The organism is Massilia sp. P2_C2, assembly GCF_056404615.1.
Genome location: NZ_JBFUDR010000167.1, coordinates 1 through 13,515, shown reverse-complemented (window position 1 = coordinate 13,515; position 13,515 = coordinate 1). Strand labels below are relative to the sequence as shown.

At 61.6% G+C, this 13,515-nt stretch carries 11 protein-coding genes; 10 read left to right on the top strand and 1 reads right to left on the bottom strand.

The genetic code is table 11. The annotated features are described in order from the left end of the window. On the bottom strand, positions 1-285 hold a 285-nt coding region (locus AC1DYX_RS18785; protein ID WP_477261552.1), incomplete at its 3' end, for a hypothetical protein. 1 nt (position 286) lies between these two features. On the opposite strand from AC1DYX_RS18785, the gene AC1DYX_RS18780 reads away from it, so the two are divergent. The 10 genes from AC1DYX_RS18780 to AC1DYX_RS18735 all read left to right on the top strand — a co-directional run. After that, complete coding sequence (locus AC1DYX_RS18780) at positions 287-2,575, top strand: choice-of-anchor Q domain-containing protein (protein WP_477261550.1); 2,289 nt, start codon at positions 287-289, stop codon at positions 2,573-2,575. A 264-nt stretch (positions 2,576-2,839) separates the two neighbouring features. After that, positions 2,840-3,517 carry a hypothetical protein gene (locus AC1DYX_RS18775; RefSeq protein WP_477261548.1) on the top strand — a complete coding sequence of 226 codons (678 nt, stop codon included), beginning with the start codon at positions 2,840-2,842 and terminating at the stop codon, positions 3,515-3,517. Between the two features lie 68 nt (positions 3,518-3,585). Continuing rightward, the gene (locus tag AC1DYX_RS18770; RefSeq protein ID WP_477261546.1) at positions 3,586-4,179 is read left to right on the top strand and encodes a sigma-70 family RNA polymerase sigma factor; all 594 of its coding nucleotides are present in this window, start codon (positions 3,586-3,588) and stop codon (positions 4,177-4,179) included. Positions 4,180-4,306: 127 nt separating this feature from the next. Next, positions 4,307-5,395: a polysaccharide biosynthesis/export family protein gene (locus AC1DYX_RS18765; RefSeq protein WP_477261544.1), complete on the top strand. Its 1,089-nt coding sequence runs from the start codon at positions 4,307-4,309 to the stop codon at positions 5,393-5,395. 12 nt (positions 5,396-5,407) lie between these two features. Further along, positions 5,408-7,636 (top strand): GNVR domain-containing protein, encoded by a 2,229-nt coding sequence (locus AC1DYX_RS18760; protein ID WP_477261542.1) that lies wholly within the window; start codon positions 5,408-5,410, stop codon positions 7,634-7,636. A 214-nt stretch (positions 7,637-7,850) separates the two neighbouring features. After that, positions 7,851-9,782, top strand: a complete 1,932-nt coding sequence (locus AC1DYX_RS18755) for a polysaccharide biosynthesis protein (RefSeq protein ID WP_477261540.1) — start codon at positions 7,851-7,853, stop codon at positions 9,780-9,782. A 35-nt stretch (positions 9,783-9,817) separates the two neighbouring features. Further along, positions 9,818-11,146, top strand: coding sequence for a nucleotide sugar dehydrogenase (locus tag AC1DYX_RS18750; RefSeq protein WP_477261538.1), 1,329 nt, complete (start codon positions 9,818-9,820; stop codon positions 11,144-11,146). Beyond that, positions 11,143-12,237 carry a Gfo/Idh/MocA family protein gene (locus AC1DYX_RS18745; RefSeq protein ID WP_477261536.1) on the top strand — a complete coding sequence of 365 codons (1,095 nt, stop codon included), beginning with the start codon at positions 11,143-11,145 and terminating at the stop codon, positions 12,235-12,237. The genes AC1DYX_RS18750 and AC1DYX_RS18745 overlap by 4 nt, the downstream gene beginning before the upstream one ends. 2 nt (positions 12,238-12,239) lie before the next feature. Continuing rightward, on the top strand, positions 12,240-12,842 hold the full coding sequence (locus tag AC1DYX_RS18740; RefSeq protein WP_477261534.1) for an acyltransferase: 603 nt from the start codon (positions 12,240-12,242) through the stop codon (positions 12,840-12,842). Between the two features lie 4 nt (positions 12,843-12,846). Continuing rightward, a partial coding sequence (locus AC1DYX_RS18735; RefSeq protein ID WP_477261532.1) for a DegT/DnrJ/EryC1/StrS family aminotransferase occupies positions 12,847-13,515 on the top strand: 669 nt, incomplete at its 3' end.

The window sequence follows — 13,515 nt, the reverse complement described above, 5'->3', positions numbered from 1 at the left end:
GCCCTGGGCCGGTGAGGACAGTCCTTCAAGCCCGCCAAGGGGACCTTTTCGTTCGTACCCGCGCAGATTTTTGAGGTTGCAGTGTAGAAAAAAAGAAAATTCATACGTCTTTACACCAGATTCCCGCAAAGCTACCCTTCTGATTAAACATGCAACAGGAAAATTTTTTTTCGAAAATTTTCCGGACGAAATTAGTTGAGCTCCGTCAAAGCTTTCGCATCTTCTTTTTGATGGAGTAAATTTGATGAAGGTATGTAACGCATTTGCAACGAAGCCGAGCAACATTGTGGGTTTGCTTACCACCATCGCACTGACCGCCTGCGGCGGCGCCAGCGACAACGGCGGTAGCACCACCGAGGTGTCGCAAGCGGCACCTGCTCAGCTGCTTGCAACGGTAGTATCAACACCAATTGCCGAGCTCTACGTAGCCACTACAGGCTCCGACACCAACTCGGGTAGMGCGAGCTCTCCGCTCAAGACGATCGCCAAGGCGTCGCAACTTGCCAAACCTGGTACATTGGTCCACGTCGCACCGGGAACCTATCCTGGTGGTTTCCGGACAATAACCAGTGGGACGGCAACGGCGCGCATTCGTTATCAGTCGGATACGCGCTGGGCTGCTAGAATTGTGCCACCGTCGAGTTCCGCCACCGATAGCGCTTGGGACAACCGGGGCAACTACGTTGACATCGTTGGCTTCGATATCGATGGCAGCGCGGCACAGCAGGGTACTGCCTGGACTACAGGCATTTACAACGGCGGTTCCAATGACAGCATTGCCAACAATCACGTTCACAACATTAGCAAAGCAGCGTGCACCGCGGGTGGTGGCGGCGGCATTGGGGTGGACAGTTATTATGGCGGCGTCAATGCCACGGTCGATGGAAACGTGATTCACGATATCGGCCCGGCCGTGTGCGACGCCATGCACGGTATTTATTTCAGCACCAACGGTGTTGTGAGCAACAACCTGGTGTATGCCGTCAGCGCAACCGGGGTCAGGCTGTGGCATGATGCCACCCGCGTCACCGTGGTGAACAATACGTTGTTCAATACCGATACCGGCATTTCCGTTGGCGGCGGCGATTATTATCGCACTGCCGGCCCGAGCGACTACAATCGCGTCAGCAATAATATCGTCTACGACAACCGGCGCTACGGCGTCATCGAAACGGGCGCCACTGGCACCCATAGTGTGTATGCGAACAACTTGCTGGCCAAGAACGTAACGGCCAACTGGAAGCTCCAGAACGGCCTGCTTGCCAGCGGCACCGTATCGGCCGAACCGGCGTTCGTGAACTACGTCCGGACCGGAGGCGGAAATTATCACCTGAGCAGTTCCTCGCCAGCCATCGACCGTGGCAATGCGACGTCGGCACCGCTGACGGACCTTGACGGGGCTAAACGATTCGCCGGCAGCAACTTCGATATCGGTGCGTACGAATTTGGCGCCACAGGGACAGGGACAGGAACCGGCACCACGCCCGTCACCACCTCGCCCACCTCGCCCACCTCGCCCGTCCAGAGCCAGACCCCTGCGACGGCCAACAATCTGTATGTCGCCACTACCGGTTCTGACAGCAATCCTGGTACCGCCAGTGCGCCATTCCGGACCATCGCCCGCGCGGCCCAGGTAGCGTTGGCAGACACCACCGTCTGGGTGGCACCCGGCAGCTATGCGGGGGGATTTCAGACTTCCGCCAGCGGTAGCTCGGGCAAGTCCATCTACTATGTGTCGACCACACGCTGGGGCGCTCGCATTGTTCCGCCTGCCAGCTCGACCAAGGATACGGCGTGGGACAACCGCGGCAATTATGTCGTGATCGATGGCTTCGAGATTGACGGAACGACTACACAGTCGGGCACGCCGTGGTCGTACGGCATCTATACCGGCGGGTCGTATAACACGATTCGGCACATGCACGTGCACCATATCGCGAGTAACGTTGCCTGCACCAGCAATGGCGGCTCGGGCATCGGGGTCGACAGTTACTACGGCGGGGTCATGAGTACGGTGGATGCAAACCTCGTGCACGACATCGGGCCGGCCGGGTGCAGCTTCATCCAGGGCATCTATATCAGTACGTCGGGCAGCGTGACCAACAACATTGTCTACCGCATTGCCGAAGCCGGCATCCACCTGTGGCACGACGCAAACCACGTGACCATCGAAAATAATACCGTGGCGGCTTCCAACACGGGGATCATTGTGGGCGGCGGCGACTTCTACCGCACTGCCGGACCGGACGACTACACCAATGTGAGAAACAACATTGTGTACGACAATCGCTACGGCATTTCGGAGCAGGGCTCGACCGGCATCCACAACACGTACAGCAATAATCTGGTCTACCAGAACTCGAGCTATAACTGGAGCCTGAAAAACGGACTACAAAGCGTGGCCGGCATTAGCACCGCTCCGGGCTTTGTATCCTACAGCCGCACTGGCACGCCAGACTTCCACTTGCTGCAATCTTCACCGGCCATTGGCACCGGCACCACTTCTGGACTGCCTACCATAGACTTTAGCGGTACCGTCCGGGCGGGTGCAGACATCGGCGCCTACCAGCACTAAGCTTGATCCGTTCTATCCTGTCGCGTGCGCCATCAGGGCGTGCGTGACAGTGACCATCATTTCCTTCCTCGTCCCGGTTCGCCCTGTCCTATGAGCGGCCGGGACAATTTTTCCCCGTACTGACGTCGCGCAAGCGCGCGCCTGCTCTGCGGCCGACACTGGCTGCACACTTTGGCGCGCAGTGGCTCGTCGGCATTGCCGTCCTTACTGTGTTTGTCTTGAACCGGCCGCATCCTGCGTCGGGGACACTACAAGGATATGACGATGAAACGGCCGAACAAACAGCAGAGCGGCAGTGGTGCCACGGCTCGCTCCCCAGGCAGCGCAGCAACCCAGCGCATGCGTCGACATGCCGATCCCATCCAATTGGCCGGCAAGATCATACACACTGGCGTGTTCAACAATGTCAAGGATGTGCAGCGGATCCAGCGCGATCTCGTACACCTGGTTCAAGCCACAGTCAGCGACAGTCTGATTGCCAGTGGCGACAACGGTGTCGGTGCCACCGAATTGGTGGGCACTGTGGTAAGCGAAGCCATCAGCGCAATTGACCACGCCGGGGCCAGTCTGGATCTCATCGCTCGCAGTCTCGCCAAAGGGATTGTACTTGGCGTGCATGCGATTGGCGGTGACGTCAACCTGGCCGCTTTCCATACCATGTGGTCCCTCATATGCCACAGCGCCGCATCAGCCGGCGATCTGGCGCGTATCGCCCACGACGCGGTCGTCGGCGTGGCCGAGGCGGCTGACGAAATCGACTCTTTCGGAAACGACATTGTTTTCCAGGCTGCCCACGGCGCGATCAGCGGTGCTGGGCAAATCAGCGCATTGGCGATGGATACCGTCAGTCAGATGCTACGCGGTTTGCTCGGGCAAGAGAGTGCGATTCCGCAATCGTCGCCCCTGCAAGACCCGCTGTTCCGTTTTCCGCCAGCGCGCTAGCCAAGCCGCCCGCACAGTCGCCCGGTTCAGGCCCAACTCTCACAGCAGATGGCAGGACACGCCGGATCATGACCGCTCCAAGCACAGACGCACAACTGATTTCTCGAATTAAGGCTGGCGACCGCTCAGCCTTTAATGACCTGGTCGATAAATATCAGGATCATCTGTTGCGCTTTGTTGCGCGCCGCCTTCCGGACCGTAGCGATGCCGAAGACGTGGCGCAGGAAACGTTGATCCGGGCCTATTGCGCCATCGACGATTTTCGCGGGGACGCTAAATTCACCACCTGGCTGTTTCGAATCGGCTTGAACATGGTGACGGATTTCAAGGCGATAGAAGCACGCCGCCGCGCTGTCACCAGCGGGGCCGGCGGCGAATGGGGCATGCCTCAGCAGTGGATTGCGGGCCATGTCGATACCAACGACCCCGAGACCTTGCTCAGTACCCGCGAACTTGCACAAATGCTGGCCGACGCAATCGCCGGATTGAGTCCCGAGCTGCGCTCCGCGCTGTTGCTGCGCGAGTTCGAAGGGCTCAGCTATGCCGAGATCGCACGGGCATTGCATTGTCCGGTGACAACAGTGCGCAGTAGGCTTGCCCGGGCTCGTGAAGCTCTGGCCAGCGCGATCGCAACGGATGACGACCGGCAGGTCCGCCACTAGGTCCGGAGAATTTGGCTTTGAAACCTGTGATCGGTCAAAGCCAGCCCACTTTGTGTTGCCAAGATGTTTAGGTACATCAAGATGGCGTGACTGCATCCCGCCCTCGTTATCCGGAAGGAGAATGGCAATGAATTTTCAGCTAACTGGAGCGCTCGCGATTGCGCTATTGGCATGCGGCTGTGCCGGACCGGCCGCACTACCAGATCGCTTAACGGATCCTGGCGGGCAAGCCGAGCTTACCGTGATCGATCAGCCCCTACTGCATGCGCAACAACAAGAGCGTGAACGCCGGCGCATCGACGACCTGGCCGCCCTGCGGGGGACGCCAAACCCCGTGTATCTGATCGGTGCTGGCGACGTGCTCACGGTATTTGTTTGGGATCATCCCGAATTGAACGGCAGGGCCCTTATACCCACACCCAATGCGGCCGACGCACTGGTTTCGGGTAGCGGGACCAGTAATGCACTGCTGGTGGACCACGACGGCATGTTGCACTTTCCGTATGCCGGCATGGTTCGGGTGGCCGGGCTGAGCGAAACCCAGGCCGCGGCCGCGCTGGCCCAGGCGCTCAGCAAGTACCTCCGATCTCCGCGCGTCACCCTCGCGGTGCAGAGCTACCGCAGCAAGCGCGTCTATGTCGATGGTGAAGTCAAGAATCCGGGACTTTACCCGGTGAATGATATTCCTATGAGTTTGCCTGAGGCCCTGCACCGCGCCGGTGGCGTCCTGCCCACTGGCGACCGTAGCCGGGTGGTGCTCGAACGCAGCGGACGACGCTATCTGATCGACCTGCGCGAACTGAACGGACAGGACATTAGCGCCTCAACAATCATGCTGCAGCACGGCGACCGGCTGCAAGTCGGCGCGCGCGAGCAAAGCAGGGTGTTTGTCACGGGTGAAGTCCAGACCCCGCGTGCGCTGAGCATGCACGATGGGCGCATGAGCCTGAATGAGGCGCTAGGCGAATCCGGCGGCATGAATCCGGCCACCAGCGAGCCTAGCCAGGTATATGTCGTGCGCCGCAGCGCTCGCGGGCCCCAGGTCTTCCAGCTTGATGCTCGCGCACCGGGCGCCATGGCGATCGCCGAACAGTTCGAACTCGAACCCAAGGACATGGTTTACGTGTCCCCGTCGGCACTGGCCAACTGGCACCGCAAGCTGAGTCTTATTTTCCCGAGCGAGCTGTCGTCCGCCGTCGGCGCCGCCAAGCCCTAGCAGGAGACGAAAATGCACCACATTAACCTCAGATCCGCCGAAATCCAGATTCCACAGCCGCCGCATACGCGCAATGGGCCAGTACGAACCCCGTTGCGGGCCCCGCCTACCACCAATGCTGGCAGCGCGCCGGATCTGGCCTCTTATGTGACACTAATGGCTCAGCACGCGGGCCTGATCGCCGGCTGCACTGCCGCTTTTTTGCTGGCTGCACTGGTGTGGTTGATGTGGACGCCGCAAGTGTACGAAAGCTCGATGCTGTTCCGCGTTGAAGAAGACAGCCCGGCAGCACAGCGAAACATGGTGTCGGACTTGTCGACCGCATTCGACAAAAAGGCTGCCCCTCTGGCCGAAATCGAGCTGCTGCGCTCGCGGCTGGTGGTGGGTGCGGCGGTCGACCAGCTTCAGCTTGCGGTCACTAGCCAGCCGCGCTACTTCCCCATGCTCGGTGCCCTGAGCGCGCGTTACGGCGGACGTGCGGCGGCGGCTGTTGTTGGCGGCTACGTGTGGGGCCGACAAACGCTCCAGCCAGTGCGCTTCGAGGTACCCGATGCGTGGCTCGGCGAGCCGCTGCGCCTGACGGTGCTCAACGGCCAGCGTATCCGGCTCGACGACCCGTCCGGCAGCAAAGTGCTGGAAGGGCCGGTAGGCACAGAACTGGAAGGGCAGGGGAGTGCCGGCAAGGTGCGCCTGCGCATAGGCCAGCTCGATGCGCTGCCTGGCGCCCAGTTTGAATTGCGGCGCCGTCCCCGCCAGGATGCAGTGGACGACTTGCAGAAGGCCCTGCAGGTGAACGAGCAAGGCAAGCAGTCAGGGATCCTCGATGTGCGGCTGGAAGGCACCGATGCGCGCTTGACCGGCCGCATACTGGCCGCCATCGGGCAAGCTTTCGTAGAGCAGAATCTGGCGCGCAAGCGGGAAGAAGCTGGCAGCGAACTCGATTTCGTCAGCCAGAAGCTGCCGGCATTGGCCAAGCGGCTGGAGGAATCGGAGGAGCGCTTGCGCATGCTGCGCAGCCGCTACGGAAGCATCGACCTGGCCGAAGAGGCGCGTCTCGCCCTCCAGCGTACCGCCTGGCAACGCCAGCGTCGCGATGAACTCCAGCAAAAGCGCATCGACCTGCTGGCTGGCTTCACCCCCGCGCATCCCCAGATAGTCGCCCTCGACCAGCWAGTGGCCGCCCTCGATCGGAGCCTGGCCGAGCAGACCGCCTACATCAAAAGCCTGCCGTCGATCGAGCAGGAGCAGGGCCGCTTGCAGCGGGAGATCCACCAGTATAGCGAACTGGTTGGCAGTCTCGGCAAAACCGCAGAACAGCTGCGCATCGTTGCCATGGGCCGGGTCAGCAACGTGCGCCTGGTAGACACGGCGCACGTGCCGGAGCACCCCGTGCGGCCACGCGCGGCAATCACGCTGGCATTGGCCGCGGTGACAGGCCTGTTCTTCGGCTTGCTGGTTGCCGTCACGCGCCATTTCTGGCGTGGCGCCATCACCGACTCTGGCGCCGTGGCCAGCATGCTGGGCCGTCGCGCGGTGTACGCCAGCATTCCGCACAGTAGTGCGGTGCAGGGCCGGCGGCGCGGCCTGCTGGCGTGGTCAGCACCCGCCGATCCCGCTGTCGAGGGGCTGCGCAGCTTCCGCGCCGCACTGATGTATGCGATGCCCTATTTTCACAACAATATCGTGCACATCTGCAGCCCCGGCCCGCATTCGGGACAGTCGTTTGTATTGTCCAATGTGGCGGCACTGCTGGGTGCGGCTGGTAAGCGCGTGTTGTTGCTCGATGCCAATCTGGCTCGTGGCCGCCTGCATCGCTGTTTCCAGCTGCCCGCGACGCCTGGATTGGACGACGTGCTGGCCGGCTCCGTGCCCCTCGACAGCGTCTTGCATCGCCAGGTCAGCGATGGCGTCGACTTTATTGCCAGTGGCCAGGGGGCGGCCGAGCGCGGCGAGCAGCTGGTTCACGTGAACTTCTCTCAGCTTCTGGAAACCCTGTCAAGCCGCTATGACGTGGTTCTGATTGGTTCGGCGCCCGTGCTCGACAGTGCCGACGCGCTGACGATCGGTAGCCACGCCGGTGCAGTGTTCGTACTGACACGGGCCGGCGTAACCCGCGCCGACCAGTTGCAAGAGGCTGTACTGCGCCTCAATCAGGCCGGTATCGCACCGCAGGGCGTGCTATGCACTGACCTGGCAGCGCGCCTGGGCGAGAGCAGGGGACAGGCAGTGGCCCAGCGATGAGGGTGGCCGGGCATGCCGGGTTCCCGGGGTTGTGACATGGAACGGAAAAAAGCGGGTGCACAGTGAGCACAGTCAAACTTGAGGCAGATGGTGGGTTTGATACTGATTAAAAGTTAATAAGAAGTGCGGTGCTCGATGCGGCAGCGCTGAGAGCAGGTCAGCACCGACGCCATGGTCGCCACCCGTGCGGCTGTCTGAACTGAATGGGAATGCCATGATTGATACATCGCAGTGGACTGGCCAGAAGTTGGTAGCATCCCTGGTTGCTCTGGACCGCCTTACCAAACTGGCCTTGATGCTTAGTGTCGACAGCCTGGCGCTGGCTGCCTGTCTGGTGCTTGCGGAGCTTGTCAGCGGTCAGGCCGTAGCGGAAATTGCGCTGACAGCGCTGGCAGTGGCCGGCGGCCTTGCCGCGCTGGCCACTGCACGCCTGTACCGTTCTGTAACCCGCTATCTGGTCTGGCGCAGCCTGGCCTTTGCCAGCGCTGGACTGTTGTTGCTCACCGTAGGGCTGGGACTGAGTGCAAGCCGCGCTGGCTCGCAAGCACCCTTGCCCTTGGCCCTTGGCTTCGGTGCGGCAGCAATGACCTATCTCTGGTTGTCACGGTTGTGCGTAAGGATCCTGCTCCAGCAGCGCCGTACGCCGCGCGCGCTGCCCGTCGCGATCTATGGCGCGGGCGAAGCCGGCGCGCAATTGGCACGTGCCATGGCCAGCAGCGGGGAGTTCCGGCCAGTCTGCTTCTTTGATGAGAAACGCGCATTCACTCATCGCAGTGTGGCCGGCCTGGAGGTGTTTCCTGTCGATGCGCTGCGGGAGCAGGTCGCGCGGCACGGTATCGGCTCCATCGCGATCGCCCTGCCCAGCAGCTCTCCATTACGGATGCGGGCGCTGACCCGCAAGCTGGTTCAGGCCGGCGTCCGGGTGCGCTGGTTCCGGAACCTGCTCGAGGTGCACGAACAGGGTGAGGTACGGGGCGCACTGAGCGAAATACGCCTCGAACATCTGCTCGGGCGCATACCTGTACCGCCCGATATGCGCCTGTTCGGCCTCTGCGTGGAGGGCAAGAACGTACTGGTCACCGGCGCCGGCGGGTCGATCGGCGCTGAATTGTGCCGCCAGCTATGTGTCTTGCAGCCGGGACGCCTGGACTTGATCGATCATTCCGAGTTTTCCTTATATACCATCACCGCCGAACTGCGCCGTCGCTGGCCCCAGGTGGCAGTGCATGCGCACCTGGGTTCCGTGTGCAACGCGGACTTGCTCAAACGCGTGATCGCAAGCGCTGGGACCAATACCATCTATCACGCGGCGGCCTACAAGCATGTGCCGATTGTGGAAGAGAACGTAGTGGAAGGCATACGCAACAACGTGCTCGGCGCCATGGCGATCGCGCAGGCCGCCCATGAAGGAGGCGTGGCGACCTGTGTGCTGGTATCAAGTGACAAAGCAGTGCGCCCGACTAACGTGATGGGCGCCAGTAAGCGTATTGCCGAACTGGTCTTCCAGGCCGCCGCAGCGGTGCCCGGCACCGTCACCCGGTTTTCGATAGTGCGCTTCGGGAATGTCCTTGGTTCCTCGGGGTCGGTGGTGCCCCTGTTCCAGCAGCAAATCGCGCGCGGCGGGCCGATCACCATCACGCATCCGGACGTCATTCGCTATTTCATGCTGATTGCCGAAGCGGCGCAACTCGTCGTGCAGGCCGGCGCGATGGCGCGCGGGGGGGAGGTGTTCGTGCTGGATATGGGCGAACCGGTCCGTATCCTGGATTTGGCCAGGACCATGATCGGTTTGTCCGGCCTGACCGAACGCAATGGGCGCAACCCGGATGGCGACATCGCGATCGAATTCATCGGACTCTTCCCAGGTGAAAAACTGTACGAGGAACTACTGATCGGGGATGGCGCCGAACCCAGTGAACACCCGGCCATCATGCGGGTACGCGAGCCATCGCTGGTCGGCCCGGAGCTGGCCCACCGGATCAAGCAGTTGCTCCTGGCATGCCAGAGCAATGAACGCCGCCAGATCGACGCCTCGCTCGTTGCGCTGGTGCCGGAATTCTGTACTGCCCCCGAACGGCCCTCCAGGCCAGTAACCACGGCTGTCCAGCGTGATGTTTCGCACCCTAACAATATAGTGCGCGCCTAGCGCTCCTTTAACCCCGTTTCCTAGAAGGTCTCATCATGCGCGACTACGAGAGCTCACTCCCACTGGCCAATTTGCTCACCAGGCTGGACCAACGCACCGCCACCATTGGCGTTGTTGGTCTCGGCTATGTCGGTCTGCCCCTGCTGCTGCGTTTTGCGGACGCGGGCTACAAAGTGCTCGGCCTGGATATAGACCATTCCAAGGTGGACAAGTTCAACCGGGGGCGCAGCTATATCGAACACATTTCCGGCCAACGGATCGAAGGCGCGCGTGGCGGCGGCGCTGAGGCCAGCACCGATTTCAGCCGCGCTGCCGAGGCGGATGCACTCATCATCTGCGTACCCACGCCGCTCAATGCCTACCGCGAGCCGGACTTGTCGTACGTGCTTACGACGGTGGAAGCGCTGGTGCCGCACATGCGGCTCGGGCAGCTGCTGTCGCTGGAAAGCACGACCTATCCCGGCACCACCCAGGAAGAGCTGCTTCCCCGTCTGCAGGCGCGTGGCTGGACAGTGGGCGAGGACGTATTTCTCGTGTTTTCGCCCGAGCGCGAAGACCCGGGTAATCCGGATTTCGATACGCGCACCATTCCGAAAATTTGCGGAGGCACGACGCCAGCCTGCCTGCAGGCCGGACTCGCGCTTTACCGCGGCGCCATCGATACCGTTGTACCGGTCTCGTCGACGCGCGCCGCCGAGTTGACCAAGCTGCTGGAAAACATCCATCGTGCCGTCAACATCGGCCTGGTCAACGAAATGAAAATCATCGCCGACCGGATGCAGATCGATATCCATGAAGTCATCCGCGCCGCCGCCACCAAACCGTTCGGTTTCACTCCCTATTTCCCCGGCCCGGGACTGGGCGGGCATTGCATTCCCATTGACCCGTTCTACCTGACCTGGAAGGCGCGACAGTTCGGCTTGCATACCAGGTTCATCGAACTGGCCGGCGAGATCAACAGCGACATGCCCAAGTGGGTGGTGGACAAGCTGGGCGACGCGCTCAATCAGCGCGGCCTCGCGATCAAGGGCAGCAAGATCCTGGTTCTTGGCATCGCCTACAAGCGAAACGTCGACGATATGCGCGAGTCGCCGTCGGTGCAACTGATGGAGCTGTTGCGCTCCAAAGGGGCGGAGATCGCCTATTCGGACCCGCATGTGCCCCACTTCCCGAACATGCGCGAACATCAGTTCGACCTCGATAGCGTAGTACTGTCGGCCGAATCGGTGGCCGGGTTCCATGCGGTCCTGCTCGCCACCGACCACGCCGCCTTCGACTATCCGATGATCCTGGACAGTGCCCAGCTGATCATCGACACCCGTGGCGTCTATCGCGATCAATCAACCAATGTGGTGCACGCATGAAGCGCGATGCGGTTACGGTGTGCAGCGCCCTGCACGATCTACCGGCGCCCTTGAGGGAACGCCGCCTGCGCCTGGCGCTGGTCGGTTGCGGCCGGATCGCCCAGAATCACTTCAAGGCGATTACCCACCACGCCGAACGCTGCCAGTTGACGGCAGTGTGCGATACCGACCCGGTGGCGCTGGCGGCCGCGGCCCAGCTCACCGGTGCGCGTCCTTTCGCAAGCATGCACAAAATGCTGGCCGAGTGCGATGCCGACTGCGTGATCCTCACCACGCCCTCGGGCCTGCACGCTGAACAGGCGATCGAGGCGGCTGCCAGCGGACGCAGCGTGATCACGGAGAAGCCGATGGCCACCCGCTGGGAGGATGGCAAGCGCATGGTGGCAGCCTGCGACGCGGCCGGCGTGCACCTGTTCGTGGTCAAGCAAAATCGCCGCAACGCAACCTTGCAGCTGCTCAAACGGGCGGTCGAGCAGCGCCGGTTTGGCCGCATTTACATGGTCACCCTGAATGTGTTCTGGACCAGGCCGCAGGAGTATTACGACAGCGCCAGTTGGCGCGGCACATGGGAATTCGATGGCGGCGCATTCATGAACCAGGCCAGCCACTACGTTGACCTGCTCGACTGGATCGTGGGCCCGATCGAGTCGGTCCAAGCCTACACGGCGACCCTGGCGCGCGATATCGAAGTCGAGGATACCGGGGTGATCAGTGTGCGCTGGCGCAACGGCGCGCTCGGTTCCATGAACGTCACCATGCTCACTTACCCCCGCAATCTGGAGGGTTCGATCACGATCATCGGCGAGCTGGGCACGGTGCGGATCGGCGGAGTGGCCGTCAACAAGATCCTGGAATGGCAATTTTCGGACAAACGCCCGGAGGATGAGTGCATTGCGCAGGCCAGTTACGAGACCAGCTCCGTGTATGGCTTCGGACATCCACTCTACTACGACAACGTCATCAAGGTCATGCGCGGAGAAGCCGCACCGGAGACGGATGGGCGGGAAGGCCTGAAGTCGCTCGAGGTGCTCATTGCAAGCTACTTGTCGGCGCGTGACGGAAAGCGCGTCGCCTTGCCTCTGGAGTATTGAACATGGAGCAATTCATCCACCCCAGCGCCATTGTCGACGACGGCGCGCAGATCGGTGCCGGTACCCGCATCTGGCACTTTACGCATGTGTGCGCGGGCGCTCGCATCGGGCCGAACTGCTCCCTTGGACAGAACGTGTTCGTCGGGGCTGCAGCCATCCTCGGGCGCGGCGTCAAGGTACAGAACAATGTGTCGGTGTATGACGCGGTGACGCTGGAAGACGATGTCTTCTGCGGGCCCAGCGTGGTATTCACCAACGTCTACAACCCGCGCGCCGCCATTGTACGCAAGGATGAATACCGTCCTACCCTGGTGCGGCGTGGCGCTTCGCTCGGTGCCAACGCCACCATTGTCTGCGGCGTCACGATCGGATGCTACGGCATGGTGGCTGCCGGTGCTGTCGTCAAGTCCGATACCGCCGACTATTCCGTCGTGGCAGGTGTGCCGGCACGCCATGTCGGCTGGATCAGCCGGCACGGTGCATCCCTGGTTCCCGACAGCGACGGCTATGCCACCTGTCACTTGAGCGGCGAACGCTACAGGGTGGAGGCAGGGCGGTGCTCCATCCTGTCGGCGGCATTCACGGCTTCGTCTGGCCAAGGATAATCACATGGAATTCGCCGACCTGAAATCGCAGTACAAGGTATTGCGCAGCACTATCGATGCCCACATCGCTCGGGTTCTCGAGCACGGCCACTACATCATGGGACCCGAAGTGGTTCAACTGGAGCGGCAACTGGCGGAATATACAGGAGCGGCGCATTGTATTACTGCGGCGTCCGGCACCGAAGCATTGCTGATGTCGCTGATGGCCCTTGGCATTGGCCCTGGTGATGAAGTGATTACCACGCCGTTCTCCTTCATCGCCACTGCCGAAGTCATTGTTTTGGCAGGCGCGCGTCCGGTGTTTGCGGACGTCGAACCCGACACGGGCAATATCAGTGTCGACCGCATTGCCGAGCGCATAACACCGCGCACCCGGGCCATCATTCCGGTGTCACTGTACGGCCAGTGCGCCGACATGGACGCTATCAATGCCTTGGCCAGCCAGCACCAGCTTGCGGTCATCGAAGACGYGGCGCAGAGTTTTGGCGCCACCTATGGCGGTCGACGCAGCGGCAACCTGTCGCAACTGGCTTGTACCAGTTTCTTCCCGAGCAAACCRCTCGGCTGTTACGGAGACGGTGGTGCGATATTTACCAGCGACGACCAGATAGCCGCTGCTTTACGGGCGATCCGCGTGCACGGGGCCCAGGAACGCTACGTGCATACGCGAATC

Bases quoted from the DNA above. Each gene is read 5' to 3' on its own strand.
- AC1DYX_RS18775 (WP_477261548.1), top strand. From the start codon at position 2,840: ATGAAACGGCCGAACAAACAGCAGAGCGGCAGTGGTGCCACGGCTCGC.
- AC1DYX_RS18770 (WP_477261546.1), top strand. From the start codon at position 3,586: ATGACCGCTCCAAGCACAGACGCACAACTGATTTCTCGAATTAAGGCT.
- AC1DYX_RS18765 (WP_477261544.1), top strand. From the start codon at position 4,307: ATGAATTTTCAGCTAACTGGAGCGCTCGCGATTGCGCTATTGGCATGC.
- AC1DYX_RS18755 (WP_477261540.1), top strand. From the start codon at position 7,851: ATGATTGATACATCGCAGTGGACTGGCCAGAAGTTGGTAGCATCCCTG.
- AC1DYX_RS18750 (WP_477261538.1), top strand. From the start codon at position 9,818: ATGCGCGACTACGAGAGCTCACTCCCACTGGCCAATTTGCTCACCAGG.
- AC1DYX_RS18745 (WP_477261536.1), top strand. From the start codon at position 11,143: ATGAAGCGCGATGCGGTTACGGTGTGCAGCGCCCTGCACGATCTACCG.
- AC1DYX_RS18740 (WP_477261534.1), top strand. From the start codon at position 12,240: ATGGAGCAATTCATCCACCCCAGCGCCATTGTCGACGACGGCGCGCAG.